Origin of the sequence: Oscillatoria sp. HE19RPO, from assembly GCF_024220515.1 — a bacterium.
Lineage (GTDB): Bacteria > Cyanobacteriota > Cyanobacteriia > Cyanobacteriales > Laspinemataceae > Laspinema.
Window position 1 is genome coordinate 1 of the sequence record NZ_JAMXOT010000168.1, and the last position, 18522, is coordinate 18522.

15 protein-coding genes are annotated in these 18522 nt (G+C 44.9%); 8 read left to right on the forward strand and 7 right to left on the reverse strand.

Translation table 11 applies throughout. The annotated features are described in order from the left end of the window. Window positions 1–337: 337 nt before the first annotated feature. Window positions 338–547, forward strand: coding sequence for a hypothetical protein (locus NG833_RS16055; RefSeq protein WP_254566294.1), 210 nt, complete (start codon window positions 338–340; stop codon window positions 545–547). Between the two features lie 61 nt (window positions 548–608). Here the strand turns inward: NG833_RS16055 and NG833_RS16060 are convergent, their stop codons facing one another. Then, on the reverse strand, window positions 609–797 hold the full coding sequence (locus tag NG833_RS16060) for a type II toxin-antitoxin system HicB family antitoxin (protein WP_254566295.1): 189 nt from the start codon (window positions 795–797) through the stop codon (window positions 609–611). A gap of 658 nt (window positions 798–1455) precedes the next feature. Between NG833_RS16060 and NG833_RS16065 the strand changes: the two genes are divergently transcribed. From NG833_RS16065 to NG833_RS16095, 7 genes are all read left to right on the forward strand, one after another. Beyond that, on the forward strand, window positions 1456–2979 hold the full coding sequence (locus NG833_RS16065) for a SulP family inorganic anion transporter (protein ID WP_254566296.1): 1524 nt from the start codon (window positions 1456–1458) through the stop codon (window positions 2977–2979). A gap of 1 nt (window position 2980) precedes the next feature. Continuing rightward, a complete protein-coding gene (locus tag NG833_RS16070; RefSeq protein WP_254566297.1) occupies window positions 2981–3844 on the forward strand; it encodes a universal stress protein in 864 nt (287 codons plus the stop codon). Window positions 3845–3895: 51 nt separating this feature from the next. Further along, window positions 3896–5608 carry a SulP family inorganic anion transporter gene (locus tag NG833_RS16075; protein WP_254566298.1) on the forward strand — a complete coding sequence of 571 codons (1713 nt, stop codon included), beginning with the start codon at window positions 3896–3898 and terminating at the stop codon, window positions 5606–5608. Between the two features lie 29 nt (window positions 5609–5637). Continuing rightward, complete coding sequence (gene prfC / locus NG833_RS16080) at window positions 5638–7278, forward strand: peptide chain release factor 3 (RefSeq protein ID WP_375293917.1); 1641 nt, start codon at window positions 5638–5640, stop codon at window positions 7276–7278. Window positions 7279–7404: 126 nt separating this feature from the next. Then, window positions 7405–8712, forward strand: coding sequence for a ribulose bisphosphate carboxylase small subunit (locus NG833_RS16085; protein ID WP_254566299.1), 1308 nt, complete (start codon window positions 7405–7407; stop codon window positions 8710–8712). A gap of 182 nt (window positions 8713–8894) precedes the next feature. Beyond that, window positions 8895–10187, forward strand: a complete 1293-nt coding sequence (locus tag NG833_RS16090) for an AAA family ATPase (RefSeq protein ID WP_254566300.1) — start codon at window positions 8895–8897, stop codon at window positions 10185–10187. Then, complete coding sequence (locus NG833_RS16095) at window positions 10184–10768, forward strand: hypothetical protein (protein ID WP_254566301.1); 585 nt, start codon at window positions 10184–10186, stop codon at window positions 10766–10768. Before NG833_RS16090 ends, NG833_RS16095 begins: the two co-directional genes overlap by 4 nt. Window positions 10769–10853: 85 nt before the next feature. Here the strand turns inward: NG833_RS16095 and NG833_RS16100 are convergent, their stop codons facing one another. The 6 genes from NG833_RS16100 to NG833_RS16125 all read right to left on the reverse strand — a co-directional run bounded on the left by NG833_RS16100 (window position 10854) and on the right by NG833_RS16125 (window position 18511). After that, a complete protein-coding gene (locus tag NG833_RS16100) occupies window positions 10854–12095 on the reverse strand; it encodes a glycosyltransferase family 4 protein (RefSeq protein ID WP_254566302.1) in 1242 nt (413 codons plus the stop codon). A 106-nt stretch (window positions 12096–12201) separates the two neighbouring features. Continuing rightward, window positions 12202–12912: a class I SAM-dependent methyltransferase gene (locus NG833_RS16105; protein ID WP_254566303.1), complete on the reverse strand. Its 711-nt coding sequence runs from the start codon at window positions 12910–12912 to the stop codon at window positions 12202–12204. 121 nt (window positions 12913–13033) lie between these two features. Further along, on the reverse strand, window positions 13034–13780 hold the full coding sequence (locus NG833_RS16110; protein WP_254566304.1) for a sulfotransferase domain-containing protein: 747 nt from the start codon (window positions 13778–13780) through the stop codon (window positions 13034–13036). A gap of 26 nt (window positions 13781–13806) precedes the next feature. Continuing rightward, window positions 13807–15060: a methyltransferase domain-containing protein gene (locus NG833_RS16115; protein ID WP_254566305.1), complete on the reverse strand. Its 1254-nt coding sequence runs from the start codon at window positions 15058–15060 to the stop codon at window positions 13807–13809. Between the two features lie 53 nt (window positions 15061–15113). Further along, window positions 15114–16991: a glycosyltransferase family 2 protein gene (locus NG833_RS16120; protein WP_254566306.1), complete on the reverse strand. Its 1878-nt coding sequence runs from the start codon at window positions 16989–16991 to the stop codon at window positions 15114–15116. A 137-nt stretch (window positions 16992–17128) separates the two neighbouring features. Continuing rightward, window positions 17129–18511, reverse strand: coding sequence for a glycosyltransferase (locus NG833_RS16125; RefSeq protein ID WP_254566307.1), 1383 nt, complete (start codon window positions 18509–18511; stop codon window positions 17129–17131). Between the last annotated feature and the right edge of the window lie 11 nt (window positions 18512–18522).

Sequence of the window (18522 nt, forward strand, 5' to 3'; positions counted from 1 at the left end):
ATTGCAACAAATAAATCACCCAAATGCGATGCTTAAGGAACTAAAAAGACGTTCTTAGCCCGCGCAGGCACCGCTTCGTCCTGTGAGCCTCCACCCTTGAGGGTGTGGGTTTTTGGGTATTTTATTTTTTGGAGTTCCCTTAATGGGCGATCGCCTATTAACTCTCCTCCCTAAAAGCCGATCGCCTTCCTCATTTCCCTCAAAGGGGTCCGGGTCCCTATACCGTTGTTGCTTATCCCAATGGGGTTTCCCCGAACGTCGATCATCGCCAACATCGTGACTGACAGATTATAATCAAATAGACCCACTCCCTAAATACCAATGGAGGTCATGGGACATGAAATTAACAGCGACCGAGCAAGGATTGTTAATCCTCAAGGATATGTTAGGCGAAAACCCAGAATTTGAGCTTACCCAAGAAAAGGATAAAATTATTATTACTGGCATCAAGAAAACCTCTTCTATTTGGGAGCTAGGTTCCAATCCTGTGGACTGTGATATAAAGGATAGTGCCGTTAACTCCGACAATTATCTATATCAGCCCTGAAAAATTTATATTTTTTGGATACTAGCTATATTTGAATTTTAGAAATCATAAATTACTCTCCTCACCCTAATCGACGCTCAATTTCTGAAGCACTAGCCGTCTCGAAAAAGAGTTCTAAGGCTTCAATTAAATTAGAACGAGCTTGTTCCACTGTGTCACCTTGAATCGCCAAATCTAGTTTGGGACATAAAGACACATATCCATTACCTTCTCGTTCAATGATGGCGGTAAATTGTTGAGTTTGTTTCATCTGCTTTTTTTGGAAAAATTTTAGAGTAATTATGTCCTAAATTTAGCATATTTTTATTAAAATTATAGCACATTCCAATTAAGGATTAATAAGGTAGAAGGTGAACCGAGGTTCGGCATTTGCAAGTCAGTCGGTTAGGAGACTCAAGCCGATCGCCTCTAATACCCGACGCATCTCCCTTTCCTCATTCCCCATTCCCCGGGACTGGATGAACCAAACCCCCTGAAGTCGGCCCTGTACCGGAATGGGACACAAGACCCGCCTAAAACGCCCAAACCCTCGCCAAATCAAGATTTTCGGGATTTTTTCCGGAATCGCCAGGGGGAGGGTTTTTGTGGGGAGGTTTCATGGTATGGTTTGGATCAGCAAAATCAGCGTACCCAGTCTAAACGACCTACCCATTTTCAAGAAAGAGCTAATCATGTCCCTGTTCGTCAGTGTTTCTCCGTCTAGGTTTCAGCTAACTTGTCCACCGTAAGCGGTGGAGATGCTCTGCAATGGATGCTCGAACCTGGAGGGTTAAGGCACGGTGGGATATGGATTAATGGGGTTTGAGGCTAAAAATTATCAGGATTAATCCGATTGAGTCAGTTTGATTCTGGCTATGTTTACGGCGTGATTCAGCCGCAATTCTTTTGATGATGTTAACGGAGGAAACTTGAACAGTCGCAGACTCAGGCAAGAGTGGTTTTCAAATGTGCGCGCTGATTTGTTGGCGGGTGCAGTGGTGGGTTTGGCGTTGATTCCCGAGGCGATCGCCTTTTCAATTATTGCTGGGGTTGATCCCAAAGTCGGACTCTATGCCTCCTTTATTATTGCCATAATGACGGCCTTTTTAGGGGGTAGACCCGGGTCAATTTCGGCAGCAACGGGGGCGATGGCATTGCTAATGATTGATTTGGTCAAGGATCATGGATTGCCCTATTTATTTGCCGCCACGTTGCTAACGGGAATTCTGCAAGTTGTGTTTGGTTTTCTTAAACTGGGACGGCAGATGAAATACGTTCCCCGGGCGGTGACCATTGGCTATATTAATGCTTTGGCGGTGTTAATATTTCTAGCCCAGTTGCCACAATTGACGAATGTTCCTGTGGCAGTTTATGTGCTGACGGGTCTGTCTTTGGCGATTATTTATATCCTGCCTCGATTTACGAAAGCGGTGCCTTCTCCGTTGGTAGCGTTGGCGGTGATGACGATCGCCGCGATCGCCCTCAAATTAGAAGTCCCCAGGGTCGGGGATATGGGAGAGTTACCCACTGCCTTACCCTTCTTTGCACTGCCACAAGTTCCGCTGACCTTAGAAACCTTACAGATTATTTTACCCTATTCCCTAACCTTGGCAATTGTCGGGTTATTGGCCTCATTTCTCACCGCGTCCTTGGTGGATGAACTAACGGATACCCCGAGTGATAAAAACCAAGAAGCTAAAGGACAAGGAATTGCCAATATTGTCACCAGTTTTTTTGGCGGCATGGCTGGGTGTGGGATGATTGGACAATCTGTGATTAATGTCCAATCCGGGGGACGAGGACGGTTATCAACTCTTGCTTCCGGGGTGTTTCTATTATTTGCCATTCTGGTGTTGCAAGATTGGGTGAAGCAAATGCCGATGGCGACTTTGGTTGCCGTGATGATTATGGTCTCTATTGGGACATTCCGTTGGTCATCGTTCAAAAATATTCCCCGAATTCCTCGCAGTGAAACTGCTGTGATGTTGACTACCATGTTGGTGACAATTTTTACCAAAAATTTTGCCTTGGGGGTGGTGACGGGAATTGTGATGAGTACGGTGTTTTTCTCCCGCAAAATTGCCGATTTGGTCTTTGTGGATAAGGTTCTCAGTACCGATGGAACGCACCGGATTTATAAGGTGGCGGGACAGATTTTCTTCTTATCTAAGGAAGACTTTTTGGCGTCATTTGATTTTAATGAATTGGTCGATCGCGTCACAGTCGATTTGACTCATGCCCATCTTTGGGACCAAGGGTCTGTCGAGATGCTGGATAAGATCGTGGTTAAATTCCGTCGCAATGGAACTGAGGTGGAATTAATCGGTTTAAATCAAGCCAGTGCAACGCTGTACGATAAATTGGCAACCTACAAACAACCGGATCTATCCCCCAAATCTGACCAATTGAAAGAACAGAACGAAGCAGAATATCCATCCCATCATTCCCAGTAACATGAAAAAGATTTTGATTTGCACTGATGGATCGCTGTTTGCAGAAACTATCTATCGTTATGGCGCTGATCTGGCTACCAAAATAGAGGCAGAAATTGATGTATTGTCTGTGACGGATATTCGCAGTAAACAGGCGATTTCAACTGGAAACTTTAGCGGAAGTATTGGGATTGATGCGTCGGAAAATTTGCTGAATCGCTTGGTGGAGTTGGAACATGAAAAAGCCAAAATTAACCACCAACGGGCCAAGCTGATTTTACAAACTGCTGCGAGTCGTCTCAAATCGGAAGGAGTCGATCGCATCAACCTGATCCATAAAACCGGCTTTTTGGTGGATTGCTTGGATGAATTTGAGGCAAGTTCTGATTTAATTGTACTAGGGAAACGAGGAGAAGCGGCGAGTTTTGCTTCGAGTCATTTAGGGGCGAATTTAGAACGGATTGTCCGAAGTAGTCGGAAACCTTGCCTGGTAGTTCCCCTGGAATACCAACCGATTGACCGAGTATTGTTGGCCTATGATGGCAGTTCCACAGCGAAAAAAATGCTGCAATTTATCGGAGAATCCCCATTATTTAAGGGGGTGGACCTGCATATTGTGAAGGTGGCTACAAGTAAGGACAGTCCCACGGTAAATTCCCGATTGCAGGAAGCAGAACAAGCCTTGCAAGGGTCTGGATTTAAGCCGGTGATTTGCCGTTTAGAAGGGGAACCGGAAAAGGCGATCGCCTCCTATATTACCGAACAAAATATTAGCTTGTTACTCATGGGGGCTTATGGTCATAGTCGGATTCGTCATTTAGTCATCGGCAGTACCACTGCCCAAATGTTGAGAAGTAGCAAAATTCCGGTATTGTTATTTCGTTAGTCTAATTTTGTAAAAAATTTAGAGTCATTTTTGAATCGAGGAAATTTCTTTATGCAGATAACCAATACCATCCATTTTCGTAACCTCAAAGGCGATATTTTTGGCGGATTAACCGCTGCAGTAGTTGCCTTACCGATGGCCCTCGCTTTCGGGATTGCTTCAGGAGCTGGCGCTTCTGCTGGATTATGGGGGGCGATATTAGTCGGCTTTTTCGCCGCTGTATTTGGGGGTACACCCAGCCTGATTTCTGAACCCACAGGACCGATGACGGTTATTGTTACCGCAGTCATTGCCGAATTGATGGCAAATAACCCAGAAAATGGGCTGGCAATGGCATTTACGGTGGTGATGATGGGGGGGGTTTTCCAAATTCTCTTTGGGGTATTGCGATTAGGGAAGTATATTACAATGCTTCCGTATAACGTGATTTCCGGCTTTATGACGGGAATTGGAGTGATTCTAATTTTCCTGCAAATTGCTCCCTTTATTGGTCAAAGAACGCCTGTGGGGGGGGTGATTGGCGTTATCAAGAATTTCCCGAATCTCATTGCAAATATTAATCCTTGGGAAACGATTTTAGGGATAACAACTCTTGCCATTCTATTCCTTTACCCGGCTAAACTGAAGCGTTTTATGCCTCCGCAACTGGTGGCTTTAGTCATTGGAACGGGAATTTCTTTGATTTTCTTTCGCGGGATGGAGATTCGCACGATTGCCACGATTGGAGAAATCACACCGGGATTACCCACACTCCAGATGCCGACATTTACTGCGGACAATTTGCGGTTAATGTTTGTGAATGCGATGGTTTTGGGGATTGTAGGTTCGATTGATTGTCTGTTAACTTGTTTGGTAGCTGACAGCTTGACCCGGACCGAACATAAATCGAATAAGGAATTAATTGCTCAAGGGGTTGCGAATTTAATTAGTGGATTATGCGGTGGGATTGCCGGTTCTGGGGCCACGACGGCAACGGTGGTGAGTATTCAAGCGGGGGGAAGAACTGCATTAGCCGGAATTAGTCGGGCGTTAGTGCTGTTGATTGTGGTGTTGTGGGCGGCCCCTTTAACTTCAGTTATTCCCCTGGCGGTGTTAGCCGGAATTGTCCTCAAGGTCGGGATTAATATTATTGATTGGGGGTTCCTGAAGCGGGTTCATAAAATCTCCTGGAAAGCGGCGGGGATTGTTTATAGTGTGGTGTTACTCACGGTTTTTGTTGATTTAATGGTCGCGGTGGCGGTTGGGGTATTTATCGCGAATATTTTGACGATTGAGCGCTTGGATGAACTGCAATCTCAATCGGTAAAAGCGATTACTGATGCCGATGACCAAATTGTGTTGACGGAGGAGGAAAAACAGGTTTTAGATTTAGCAAATGGACGGGTTTTACTGTTCCATTTGAGTGGACCGATGATTTTTGGGGTGGCGAAAGCGATCGCCCGGGAACATCATGCGATCGCCAATTATGATGTGCTGATTGTGGATTTGGGTGAAGTGCCGATTTTAGGGGTGACTTCTTCCCTGGCGATTGAAAATGCCATCCAAGAGGCGATCGATGCGGGACGGGATGTGATTGTTGTCGGTGCAACGGGTAAAGTGAAGCGACGGTTAGAAAAATTGGGGATTGCTGGGTTGATTCCTGGGAACCACTGGATGGGCGATCGCCTGACGGCCCTCAAAGAAGGGTTATCAATGGTTCGAGAGAAACAAAGCGTTAGCTATAATGAACTTCAGCAACCCTTTTCACCCATTTCTGACTCCTAACCCTGAACGCCATTTGAGGAACGACTGTCATGCAACTAGAGATGCAATCTGAACAAACTGAAAGTAATTCCCCAGACGATCGCCTCAATTGGGAAGTGAATCGTCGCCGAAATTTTGCCATCATTTCTCACCCTGACGCGGGTAAAACTACCCTCACAGAGAAACTCTTGCTGTATGGAGGGGCAATCCAAGAAGCGGGGGCAGTTAAAGCAAAACGGGCGCAACGTAGCGCCACCTCGGACTGGATGGCAATGGAACAACAGCGGGGAATTTCGATTACTTCCACGGTTCTGCAATTCCAGTATCAAAAACACTTACTGAACTTGTTGGATACCCCGGGACACCAAGATTTTAGTGAGGATACTTATCGGACCCTGGCAGCAGCAGATAATGCAGTCATGCTGATTGATGCTGCCAAAGGGTTAGAGACTCAAACTCGAAAATTGTTTGAAGTCTGCCGGATGCGGCAACTGCCGATTTTTACCTTCATTAATAAACTCGATCGCCCGAGTTTATCGCCCTTGGAGTTGATTGATGAAATTGAGCAGGAACTCGGGTTAAGCACCTATGTGGTGAATTGGCCGATCGGGACTGGCGATCGCTTCCGGGGTGTGGTCGATCGCCGTCAACAGAAAATTCACCTGTTTGAAAAAAGTGCCTCCCACGGTAGCAAGAAAGCGACCGATACCGTCATTCCCATAGGTGACCCCCGACTAGAATCCTTGCTAGAACTGGAGTTGTATCAGCAACTTCAAGAGGATTTAGAATTGCTGGATGGAGTCAGTCCGGAACTGGATTTAGAGGCAATTCATCAAGGTCAATTAACGCCGGTGTTCTTTGGTAGCGCCATGAATAACTTTGGGGTGGAATTATTTTTGGAGGCGTTTTTAGACTATGCGATCGCCCCGGCCCCCCATGACAGTGACCAGGGAGAAATTCCCCCAACTTATCCAGAGTTTTCCGGATTTGTGTTCAAATTGCAGGCGAACATGGACCCGAAACATCGCGATCGGGTCGCCTTTTTGCGCGTTTGTTCCGGTCAGTTTGAAAAAGACATGGTGGTAACCCATACTCGCACAGGTAAGACCATTCGCCTCTCCCGTCCGCAGAAATTATTTGCCCAGGACCGGGAAACCGTAGAAGTCGCTTATGCCGGAGATGTCGTCGGATTAAATAACCCAGGCAGCTTTGCGATCGGGGACACAGTTTGCATGGGAAAACCCATTCGCTATCCAGAAATTCCCTCCTTCTCCCCCGAACTGTTTGCCTTCCTGAAAAATGCTGACCCAACGAAGTATAAAAACTTCAATAAAGGCGTCTCAGAATTGCAAGAAGAAGGGGCAGTTCAAATCCTCAACTCCACCGATGAAAGTAAGCGCGACCCGATTTTAGCCGCCGTTGGACAACTCCAGTTTGAAGTCGTCCAATTCCGGTTAATCAATGAATATGGCGTAGAAACCCGACTGGAAATCTTACCCTATTCCGTCGCCCGATGGGTGGTTGGGGGTTGGGAAACCTTGGAAAAAGTCGGTCGGCTGTTTAATACTTTTATTGCCAAAGACCGCTGGGGTCGTCCTGTTTTATTGTTTAATAATCAATGGAACTTGGACCAAAACTTGGCCGATCATCCTGAACTCAAAGTCAGCCCGATCGCCCTTCCTCCCTCCTAATCCTTTTCAGGAGAGTTTAAATTTTCGCCGGTGTGTCAGATGCTCAGGTAATTGTTTTAATTAAAAGCACGCTGACGCACCCGTTCTCTACCCTTCCTTTTATCTTGTCCGATTCACTCTAATCTCATGACTTACTATATCGCCCCCAGATTCCTCAATAAATTAGCCGTTCATATTACCAAGAATTTTCTCGATTTACCCGGCATTAACGCCCCGCTAATTTTAGGGATTCATGGTCATAAAGGAGAAGGAAAATCCTTCCAATGTGAATTAGTTTTCAAACGGATGAAAGTCCAAGCGATTCATCTATCCGCCGGTGAATTAGAAAGTCCAGATGCGGGAGACCCTTCTAGGTTAGTGCGCTTTAGGTATCGAGAAGCAGCGGATATTATTAGCAAACATGGCAAATTAGCCGTGTTAATGATTAATGATATTGATGCCGGTGCAGGACGAGTGGATAGCGGCACGCAATACACCGTGAATACGCAATTAGTCAATGCCACCTTGATGAATATTGCCGATAATCCCACCAATGTTCAGCTTCCCGGTAGCTACGATAGCGAACCCTTGCCTCGGGTGCCGATTATTGTCACAGGGAATGACTTTGGGACCCTGTATGCGCCCTTGGTTCGTGATGGACGCATGGACAAATTCTATTGGGAACCGAATCGAGAGGACCGATTAGAAATTGTCAATGGAATTTTTACCCCCGATGGACTAAACCGAGGGCAAATTGAACAACTGGTGTCTAAATTTGAAAGCCAATCCATTGACTTTTTTAGTGCCTTGCGAGCCAGTATTTATGATGAGCAAATTTTGGCTTTTATTGAACAAACCGGCTTTGATAAAATTGGTCTAAAAGTTGCCAATAGTACGGAAAAGCATAGCTTTATTAAACCCGACTTTCGCCTGGAACACCTGATGGAAAAAGGGGAACAAATGGTGAAGGAACAGCAACATATTCAAGAGTTGCGATTGGTAGCAGCTTATAACCGTTCTTTGGCTGAAAGTAACACGGCACAACGCTATGGGTTTATGCCGGGACAACCCCCTGCCTCGGGGAATGGAATCCGTCAGGAAAATCAGGGTTATAACGCTCAACCGACTGTATCTAATGGTTCTCCCTCTGCGGAGGTGTCTCGTCCCCAAAACCAATCTAAATCTGCTACAGCAACCTTAGATTTGGATGCGTTGAAACAACTCAGACATTTAGTATCACAAGGTTATCCGATTGGCATCGAGCACGTCGATCGCCGTCGCTTTAGAACCGGGTCCTGGCAAAGTTGTGGATGCATTCAAACCGGGAATGAATCCGAGGCGATCGCCTCCTTAGAATCCTGTTTAGCAAACTATGCCGGGGAATATGTGCGCCTATTTGGAATTGATGCAAATAAGCGCCGAGTCATGGAAACCATCATTCAACGTCCTGATTAGTCAGGATTTATAGAAAACTTTGCTCCAATCTATTTAAAAAGGATAGATTGGAGCAACAATCATTTTCCTCACATCAAGACAAGTTAGATTACAATGAGAGTCATAAATTAGGGACTTTTCAAGAAATGTTATAATCAACTTCACCAATTTTTATCACAACCTAGATAGACATTCAATGATTTATGCTAAAAAAAATACGCCTAAAAAACTTTAAAAATTTTAAAGATGCGGAACTCATCCTCGGTCCTTTTACATTGTTAATCGGAACCAATGCCTCGGGGAAAAGTAATATTAGAGATGCTTTGCGGTTTTTGCATGGCATTGCTCGTGGCTATAATCTCGCCGAAATCATGGGCGAAAAATATGTAGAAGGGGGCGTTTTGCAATGGCGCGGCATTCGCGGAGGACCGCGAGAAATTACGTTTCAGAATTCTGAAACGTTTACATTGGAAGTGGAATTTACAGTTGACTATCAAGAGGAACAGCAAGAAGCTATATATAGCATTACCGTAAATCCGGGTACAAGTGGCAGAAGTCCACAAATTTGTCAAGAAAAACTTCAAATTAAAAATTTCCCTGCTCCGCTTTTTGAATACATTTTACCCAAAGATAGTTTAACCCCCTATCTACAGACTCAGACGGATGATGGAAGGCTTTATAGAGTAAATATTTTATTTTTTGGTACACCTTTGGTTTCAGAATTTGTAGATAAAAAATCTTCTCTCTTATCTACTGATATTGTTGAAAGGGAGGTTTTTTCAAAACAATATTATTACGTTCAATTTATCTCAGAACAATGTTTAAATGCTCTCAATGATATACAATTCCTGGACCTCAATCCAGAAGCGATCCGGATGCCATCGGTTCCAGGACAAACTATTTTAGGCGATCGCGGCGAAAACCTCTCCTCTGTCTTGTTTGATATTTGTCAAGACCCCCACAAAAAGGCCATCCTGCTGGAGTGGATACAGGAACTCACCCCAATGGATGCTCAAGACTTTGAGTTTCCATCAGATTTTACGGGGAAAATTTTATTGACCCTAGTCGAAGAGAGTGGGCAAAAAATATCCGCCTACAGTGCCTCTGATGGAACTCTGAGATTTCTAGCCATGATAGCTGCATTACTGGGTTCATCTCCGGCAAAACTCTACTTTTTTGAAGAATTAGATAATGGCATCCATCCCACTCGGTTACATCTCTTACTGCAATTGATTGAACGGCAAGTTTCTCAAGGCAAAATCCAAATGATTGCCACCACTCATTCCTCCCAGTTACTGAGACTTTTAAGTCCTAATCTCTTAGAGTCTGTCTCGTTAACCTACCGTTTAGAAAATAGACCCGATGCGAAAATTATCCGGATTTTAGATATCCCGAATGCTCAAGAAGTTCTGGAAAAACAAACCCTCGCCCACCTCCACGAATCCGCTTGGTTAGAGAATGTGATGGAATTTATGAGTGATGAGGGGGAAGAATGAGGGTCTTAGTCATTCCCGAAGATTTTCGCAAGGATCAATATATGCTCAAACCTATTATCACTGCCTTGATGAAAAGTCTGGGTAAACCTAGCGCTAAAATAAGGATTTGCCAAGACCCTCTCTTGGGAGGTGTCAGCGAAGCATTAAAATGGGACAATATTGAAAGTATTATTAATCAATATCCGATGGTCGATCTGTTTTTGCTTTGTGTCGATCGCGATGGCAAAGAAGGGCGCAAAGTTGCCCTCGATAAACTAGAAACGAAAGCTCATCAGATTTTAGGAAATCGCCGGTTATTTTTGGCTGAAAATGCTTGGCAAGAAATCGAAGTGTGGGTTTTAGCGGGTCAAGATTTACCACAGGATTATAATTGGCAGGTCATTCGCCAAGAAGTCAATCCTAAAGAAACTTACTTTTTGCCCTTTTCTCAACAGCGCAGGTTATTAGATGCACCGGGAGAAGGGCGCAAACCCCTCGCGGAAGAAGCGGCGCGCCGGTATGACCGAATTCACAAACTTTGTCCCGAAGATATTGGTAACTTAGAAGATAGAATCAAGACTTGGATCAGCGATAATTCCTAATCACGCACCAATCCTGAGATGGAGAATTCAGCCTAAATGTAGGGGCGATTCGCGAATCGCCTCTACATTTAGATGTTTATGCCGATTAAACCGTGAAACTTTTGTTGTTTAAAACACCACTGGCGACATCTTCAATCAGTTGAATATGGCGCTTGAGTAACATTGGCATGGCATACCGTTCGATCGCCGTTTCCCGGGCTTTTTTGCGAATCTCTGCCATGCGAGTCGGATGATTGAATACTTCATCCACGCGACTGGCTATTTGTTTAGGAGAGAAAAAGTCTACGAGTAATCCATTGTCCCCATCTGTGATGACTTCTCGTACAGGTTGAGTATCGGAACCCAAGACTAAGCAACCTGTGGACATCGATTCAATCATGGACCAAGATAACACAAAAGGTCGCGTGAGATAAATATGCACGTCTGACGCTTGAATGACTTTTAAATATAATCCATAAGGCAAGGACCCGACAAAGTGAACCCGGGTTAAATCGAGGGGGACTTTTTTGAGCATATAGTCTTTGTAGGTTTCCCCATTGGGGAGAGATTTGCCGTAGCAAACGCGATCGGAACCGACGACAACAACATGACAATTCGGACGGCGTTCCTGAATATAACCGACAGCTTCGATAAATTCAGGAAATCCACGATAGGGTTCCATGCCTCGCGCCACATAGGTGACAAGTTCATCGACATGGGATAAATCTAGGTTGGGAAGAACTAATTTTGCCCCCGGGTTAGGTTTGAAAAATTCCGTATCGACGCCATCATGAACGACGGAGATTTTGCTATGAAATTCCGGGGGAAATTGCGATCGCTGCCAATAAGTCGGAGAGACTCCCCAATCGCAAGAGGCTAAATCAATTAAAATGGGCGCATTTTTGACGCGAATTCGAGCTACATCATCCGCATTTAAGGGGTCATTAGGGTCAAAGTTGGCATCAGACCCGTAGGCATGATAATACCATTCAAAGTAACACATTAACGGGGTTTCCGGATAGATATCCTTGGCAAATGTTGTCGGACCCCAACCGGAATGACCATAAATTACATCGGGGACAAATCCTTGGGTTTTGAGTTGTTCCGCCATGCGATAAACCGCTTGTCCATAAATCACGGCACTTTCTAGGGGACGAACATAATGGTGAGTGCCCGGATGGGGGTCGCGACTGGGGGAAAACAAGGCTTTTTTGACCCCAGGAATCACCCATTCAGGGCGTTCGTTTTTGGTACCAAAAACAACTTGATTGTTAGGATTGCTGCCTAATACGGTGGCTAAATGACGAAACTGGGCCGGAAAGTTAGGATGCAGAAAGAGAATTCGCATGAGCTATAATTGCAAGGGTTATGGTAAACAATAAATAAGGGGCAAAAATTAAGATTAGGAACAAAAAGTTAACCACCTTTTGTTCCTAATCTTACGGGGGGAGACGTTAAACGATTGGGGCTTTGCAGACCCAAACGCAATCTCGGGGAACCGACTGAGTGTCTTTGACTAAAATTTCATAATTGAGATGGGTGAGAAATTTTTCCATGATGCGATCGCTCATCACAGAAAAGGCTGAACCATGCCGTTGTCCTTTTAAATTGAGATGCCATTCACTCAAAAACTTTTGCCAACCTAACTCGCTGAGAATGTTGGTATGGTGAAAGACACAAAGACGATCGCCTCGCAGTAAGGCCGGAATTTGCGTCAAATAATTGAAAATATCGCGAGGTTCCAAATGCACCATTGTATCGTAACAGAAACAGATATCAACAGAATGGGGTTCGATCGCCTTGAGAGTCAGTCCATCGAGTTTGAGATAGCTAACGCGATCGTCCCCGAGGTGCGATCGCGTGGCCTCTAGCATTTTACTAGAAATATCCGCACAGATGAGCGTTTTGCAGTGTTTAAGCAACAATCCGCCAGTTTTGCCACCCCCCACGCCGATTTCTAATACCCGATGTTCCTGCCCGATATAAGGCTGAATGAAGCGCTGTTCAATCAGGGTTTCATATTCCGCTAGGGTACTAGCAGCCCCCGCCCCTTTGCCAATCCATTCATCGCCAATGCGATCGAGTTCAGGATGCAACTCTTGCCACATTTCGGCATAAGCATCCCAGGTCCCTTCATAGTCAATGCCGTGATTGGGTTTTTCCATTGCGGTGGCATCTACCTCCCTTATGAGACAACATTCAAGCGAACTTTGATGATTCATCCTTCACCCCGGTGTTCTACCGAGATGACCATCCCCCCGCATTCTTTTACCACATTTTGGTGATTTAATCCCAAGAAAAATTGAGAGAAAATTCATCCACAAGCTGCTGGTTATGCGGCTGAAAATATTGATTCAAGGTGGATTGGAGTCCCTCCGGCAGGGTCGCATATTCTCCCGCATTGTATTTGGGATAGTCGGCAATTTCCATTGGAGGTAACCCTAAAAATGCCAAAGTTTCAGCAAGGGTGGCCGCCGGATTGGCATAAAAGGCTTCACTTGAAAGGATTAAGAATTGCTCTTGGGGGAAAAGTTCCATCCAACTTTTGAGTTGAGTCGCATAAATTCCCCGGGATAAATAGGTGTAATGTTGATGATTGTAACTATAATAGTTGGGGTCAGCCCACATTTTTTCCACTTCCCCAGCGAGTCGGGCCGGTTCTTGAGCGATCGCCTCCGCAAAAGAAAGGGTCTCAAATCCCAATCGCACTTCATGATTATAATGAGACCAGGCTCTTTGTACAGGATTTCTCAGCAACACAATCAGCTTAACCAGGGGAAATAAATCCTTCACCCGCTGGGGAACTAAGGGATGAAATAGATAATAAGGAGTCGCTTCTCCCGTTAGCATCCCTGCGCGGGATTCTTGGGGTGGAAATTGTTGGAAATACCAGTCAATTTCATGATGAAAATTGAGGTCAAAAAAATGAACTTCTTTTTGAACAGCGGGGAGAATTTGGGGATGTTGCGTTAAGTAATGATAGAGAGAAGTTGTCCCTCCTTTTTGGGTTCCAATAATCAAAAAATCTGGCATAGTTGAGAGGAAATGAACTCGATTAATCACAAAGCCTTTTTAGCAATCAAATAGTTACAAGAGGCTAACTCTTCATTGGTTTTGGGATGGAGAAACGTCACAAAATCTCGATCCATATAATTGTTGGGATGTGCTAAGAAATCCCCAATTTTCATCTCTTTGAACGATTCAGCAATGGGTTGAGGTAACCCTTGGACATAAGAGTTGAGAAACCAAGTTAAAGCAGCAATGGGTAATCCCGGCAGTTCTACGGTACATTTTAGGTCTTCTAACTCGCTAAATAAATTCTTTAGCCCACTGCTGGTCATGTTATAGTAATGGTCGGGATAGCCATGAAACGGTTGGAGAAAAGGAACAGCTGCATACAGTGTTCCCCCGGGTTTGAGTACCCGAGTAATTTCTTTGGCACATTCAAAAGGATTTTTAACGTGTTCTAACACAGCGAGGGAAAACACGGCATCAAATGAATTGGATTTAAATGGCAGTTTTTCCCCGATACTGATGACATCGCTGGTCGGATAATCTACAATATCTAAATTGACGACATTGGGATAATAAAGATTTCTCAACCCGCAGCCATTATCCAAAATTAAGCCACTGGAAAATTGTTCAATTAACTTGAGGCTAATGGGGTCATAATCATTGGCGGAAATAGAAGCGGTTGAGGTGACCTTTCCATATTCGGTTAATTGGCGATTTAGGAAGTTATAGTGGTTGGAATTGATCTGAAATTCTGAACCACAGTTAGGACAGAAGAGAACCGAGTTGTGTTCTTCTAGGCGATCGCTGCCACAAACCGGACATTGCAAAATCGGTCGAATTTTGGCTAACTTAGCTTGTTTTTGCTGCGAAAAATTCTCGCACAACTCTCCCGATATAAACAAATCAATGGGGAAACGATAGAGTTGTTCATCCATCCAAAACTGAATAAACCAAGAGGTTCCTCGGGTAAGCTGACGGGTTAAAAGAAAGCCCTGAAACCCGACTCCAGTCCGATTGGGATAGGCGGATTGCACATCCGGGCGATCGACCCGGGTTAACGGGAAAACATCATCGGTTTCATTACAGAGAATGACATCTTCAATCGGACTGGATTCACGCCCCACAATCCACCCACTGACAATCACAAACGCTGGTGATATAGCTGATTGAGACTGAGGAGAATCAATGCAGTACAAAAAAGGTTCCGAGGGTGGAGTGATACTGGGTACAGGCAAATCTTTTCTACCTAACAAGGCTTTGGCAAAAGACTTGAAATTGGAAGTATTAAACGTTTTCATCGCTGCGGTTACATCCTGATGCTCATGGATTTCTGAACTCAAACCCAACTGGATTAAATCCCGATGCTATAATCTTCGCGATCGCGAGTTAAATTCGGACTATAGCATGGATCGTGCTTAATGATCGTTTTCCAGCGATTCCGCATATAGTCAATCTCTTTAGAAAACCGAGCAATTTTTTCCGGCGTATCCTCAAATCCCCGACTTTTTGATTCATAGTGATACAAAACCACATGAGGCAAATAGAGATTGCGATATCCTTTTTCCACCATTTTCAAACACAAATCCACATCATTAAAGGCAATACTCAAATCTTCCTCATTAAACCCTCCCACGGATTCAAACACCTCCCGACGACACATCAAACAAGCGGCAGTGACTGCGGAATAATTATTCACCGTCTTCAGTTGATAGTAATATCCTGGAACTTGGGATGGAAAATGCTTATGACTGTGACCCGCTACTCCCCCTAATCCAATCACCACTCCGGCGTGTTGGATGCTATCATCCGGGTACAACAACAACGCCCCAACGGCCCCAATACTCGGACGTTGGACCTGTTCTACCATCGCCGTCATCCAGTCCCCATCCAGCACTTCGGTATCGTTATTTAAAAATAGCAAATACTGGCCTTCGGCTTGGGTTACGGCATAGTTATTAATCTTAGAAAAATTAAAGGGAACGTCGTATTGAATGCAGCGAAATCGGTCCGGTTCTTTGGCTTGCCATTTACTGAATAACTCCAAGGTTTCCGGTTCATCACTGCCATTATCAATCACTAACACTTCATAATTGGGATAGGTGGTTTTCTCAAAAATTGAAGTCAGGCAGGTGTTGAGAATTGACCCTAAATTGCGGGTGGGAATAATCACCGTAACCCGCTGATAATCCTGGATATGATAGCGAACAATCCAGTGCCCTCCGGGAGTGGGGAGGACTCGTCCCGGTTCTCCCCGGCGGATTAAGGCTTCAGTGAGGGCTTTTTCAGCGGCATCAACAGCATAGTTTTTAGTTTCTAACTCGCTGGCGGTGGATTGCGGATGAATGCGCCAGTGGTAGAGAATTTTAGGAATATGATAAATTTTATCGGTTTTTTCCGTAAATCTTAAGACAAAATCATAGTCTTGGGAGCCTTCATAACCGATTCTAAATCCGCCAATTTCCTCTACGATCGCCCGACGATACAATCCCAAGTGGCAAGTGTACATCCGCGACAGAAAAGAATCAGGACACCAGTCCGGTTTAAAGAACGGGTCCCGCAGCATATTGTTGTCATCCACTTTATCTTCATCGCTATAAATCATATCCGCATCGGGATACAGATTTAGCCATAAAGCCATTTCATATAAAGCATCGGCATTGAGCATATCATCATGGTCCAACAGGGCAATATAGTCCCCAGTTGCCAAGGCGATCGCTGAATTAGATGCCGCCGAAATATGACCATTTTTCTCGCGAAATACTAACTTAATCCGCGCATCTCGTTCCGCATATTCTTTTAAAAGAGGCCGGATATAGTCAGCGGTGGAAGCATCATCGGCGATACAGAGTTCCCAATGGGGATAAATCTGAGAGGTCACCGAATCTAGTGCCATTCTCAAATAGAATTCCGGGGTATTATAAACCGGCATGACAATGCTAATTAACGGCTGATATTGAAACACCTGTAACGTTTGTGCTTTGTGCCGCAAATCTGCTGCCCGAGATGAATTTTGACCTAACCAAAAATGATAATCCGCATAAGGATGAGTGACTTCCGGCGCGCCGGGACCGGGCAGCGGATTATCATCGAGTTTAAAATAAAGTTTCCGAAATAATCGCGCCAAAGCATAACGGACACCTTGGGTTTTTACTTTTTCGTAAAACCGTTTAGATAACCGCTGGGCGCGGGATAAGTTGCCGAGGGTTCGGGACAGAGGATGGTTTCGCATTCGTTCTTGATTTTACAAGGGTGAATAGGTTTTCAAAAATCAGGGTGGGAGAGGAAAAAAGATTAAAAATTTCCTCTAAACTGGAGCAGGACTTTTATGAATTTATGTTCCATCTCTGCGTTTTGAACTAACATTCATCATCCCTTGACCGGATTGGTCATCCGGAAAGCTTGTTTTAGCTTAAACCATTGGGCCCGTAATTTCCAGAATTTACTGGTATGCATGGCGGCAATTTCCTGTTGAGCTTGTTCCAGGGTGGCCTGAGTCTGTAAAATCTGGGATTGGAGTTGATGGTGGAGGCGATCGCGCTCCTGAAGTTGGCCCTCCCACTCCGCCTGAAGTTGGGCAGTCTGCTGTTGGGACTGGTGGGTGAGTTCATCCAGTTGTGCTTGCATCTGGGTCCGGGTTTGTTCGAGTTCCTGCTGTTGCAGTTGAGACGACTGCAATGCTTCCTCCCGTTGCACCTCAAAATCAGCGCGAGATTGCGCCAACTGCTGCTGTAAATCCTGGATTTGAGACGCTAACGATTGGTTTTCCCCCTGCGATCGCCCCAGTTCCCCTTGCAAGTCCTGGAGTTCCTCCTCCAACTCAGCTATTTTGGCCCTCGGGTCCCATGCCTCCGTTTCTTTTACTCGTGATCTGAGGACTTGTAACTCGGTTTCCGTTTCTTCCAATTGCGATCGCAAAACCGCTAATTTCACCTCGGTTTTGCTCAAATTGGCCGCAATTTCCTCGTTTTTCTCCTGTTCTTCTAACCGTTCGCACTCTTTTTGAGCAAAAATATTCGCGAAATTTGTCGCATATAACCCAATATGTTTGCTACAAATATAGCGAAATAATTCCCGCCGATTCTCAGGAATATTACAAGCACTCACCATTGAATTCGCCCGAAAACGATACTCATACATCACTTCAGAAACATGGTGAAATTGCCAGCCTTTCTCCGCAACCCCTAACCAAAAATCCCAATCTTCATAGCCTAACTTTTGGGGAATCTGGGAATCATATCCCCCACAGTCCTGCCAAACCGTTCTTCTAAACACCGCACAGGCATCAATATAATTTCCCGCCACCAGGCGATTGATATCAAAGTCCGGAACCTCGACAATCCCGGTCTTTTCTCCAAATAATTCCGCATTGCCATAAACCACCCCCACTTCCGGCTGTTCGTCTAAAATTTCGACAGCTTCGGTAATATAGGCGGGTTTAATTTTATTGTCAGCATCCAAGGGTAAAATATAACGACCCTGGGCCTTTTTGATGCCGGTATTTCGGGCAGCAGCCAGTCCTTGATTGGATTGGTTAATCACCTGATAGCCCTTTTCTTGGAGATAATTCAGCACCTTTTGGGTTACCGGCGAGGTGGAACCATCATTAACAATTAAAATTTCATAAACCGGGTCTTGACAGCTTTCGACACTGGCGATCGCCTCTAAAACAAACTCTCCTTGGTTGTAACAAGGAATAATCACCGATACGGCTATCTTGGACATTGCATAGACTGCTGCCGATTCCGACATATTACCCTGGT

Excerpts from the sequence above, each read along its gene's own strand:
- NG833_RS16055 (WP_254566294.1), top strand. The coding sequence starts at position 338 with ATGAAATTAACAGCGACCGAGCAAGGATTGTTAATCCTCAAGGATATG.
- NG833_RS16060 (WP_254566295.1), bottom strand. The coding sequence starts at position 797 with ATGAAACAAACTCAACAATTTACCGCCATCATTGAACGAGAAGGTAAT.
- NG833_RS16070 (WP_254566297.1), top strand. The coding sequence starts at position 2,981 with ATGAAAAAGATTTTGATTTGCACTGATGGATCGCTGTTTGCAGAAACT.
- NG833_RS16075 (WP_254566298.1), top strand. The coding sequence starts at position 3,896 with ATGCAGATAACCAATACCATCCATTTTCGTAACCTCAAAGGCGATATT.
- prfC (WP_375293917.1), top strand. The coding sequence starts at position 5,638 with ATGCAACTAGAGATGCAATCTGAACAAACTGAAAGTAATTCCCCAGAC.
- NG833_RS16085 (WP_254566299.1), top strand. The coding sequence starts at position 7,405 with ATGACTTACTATATCGCCCCCAGATTCCTCAATAAATTAGCCGTTCAT.
- NG833_RS16090 (WP_254566300.1), top strand. The coding sequence starts at position 8,895 with ATGCTAAAAAAAATACGCCTAAAAAACTTTAAAAATTTTAAAGATGCG.
- NG833_RS16095 (WP_254566301.1), top strand. The coding sequence starts at position 10,184 with ATGAGGGTCTTAGTCATTCCCGAAGATTTTCGCAAGGATCAATATATG.
- NG833_RS16100 (WP_254566302.1), bottom strand. The coding sequence starts at position 12,095 with ATGCGAATTCTCTTTCTGCATCCTAACTTTCCGGCCCAGTTTCGTCAT.
- NG833_RS16105 (WP_254566303.1), bottom strand. The coding sequence starts at position 12,912 with ATGGAAAAACCCAATCACGGCATTGACTATGAAGGGACCTGGGATGCT.
- NG833_RS16110 (WP_254566304.1), bottom strand. The coding sequence starts at position 13,780 with ATGCCAGATTTTTTGATTATTGGAACCCAAAAAGGAGGGACAACTTCT.
- NG833_RS16115 (WP_254566305.1), bottom strand. The coding sequence starts at position 15,060 with ATGAAAACGTTTAATACTTCCAATTTCAAGTCTTTTGCCAAAGCCTTG.
- NG833_RS16120 (WP_254566306.1), bottom strand. The coding sequence starts at position 16,991 with ATGCGAAACCATCCTCTGTCCCGAACCCTCGGCAACTTATCCCGCGCC.
- NG833_RS16125 (WP_254566307.1), bottom strand. The coding sequence starts at position 18,511 with ATGTCGGAATCGGCAGCAGTCTATGCAATGTCCAAGATAGCCGTATCG.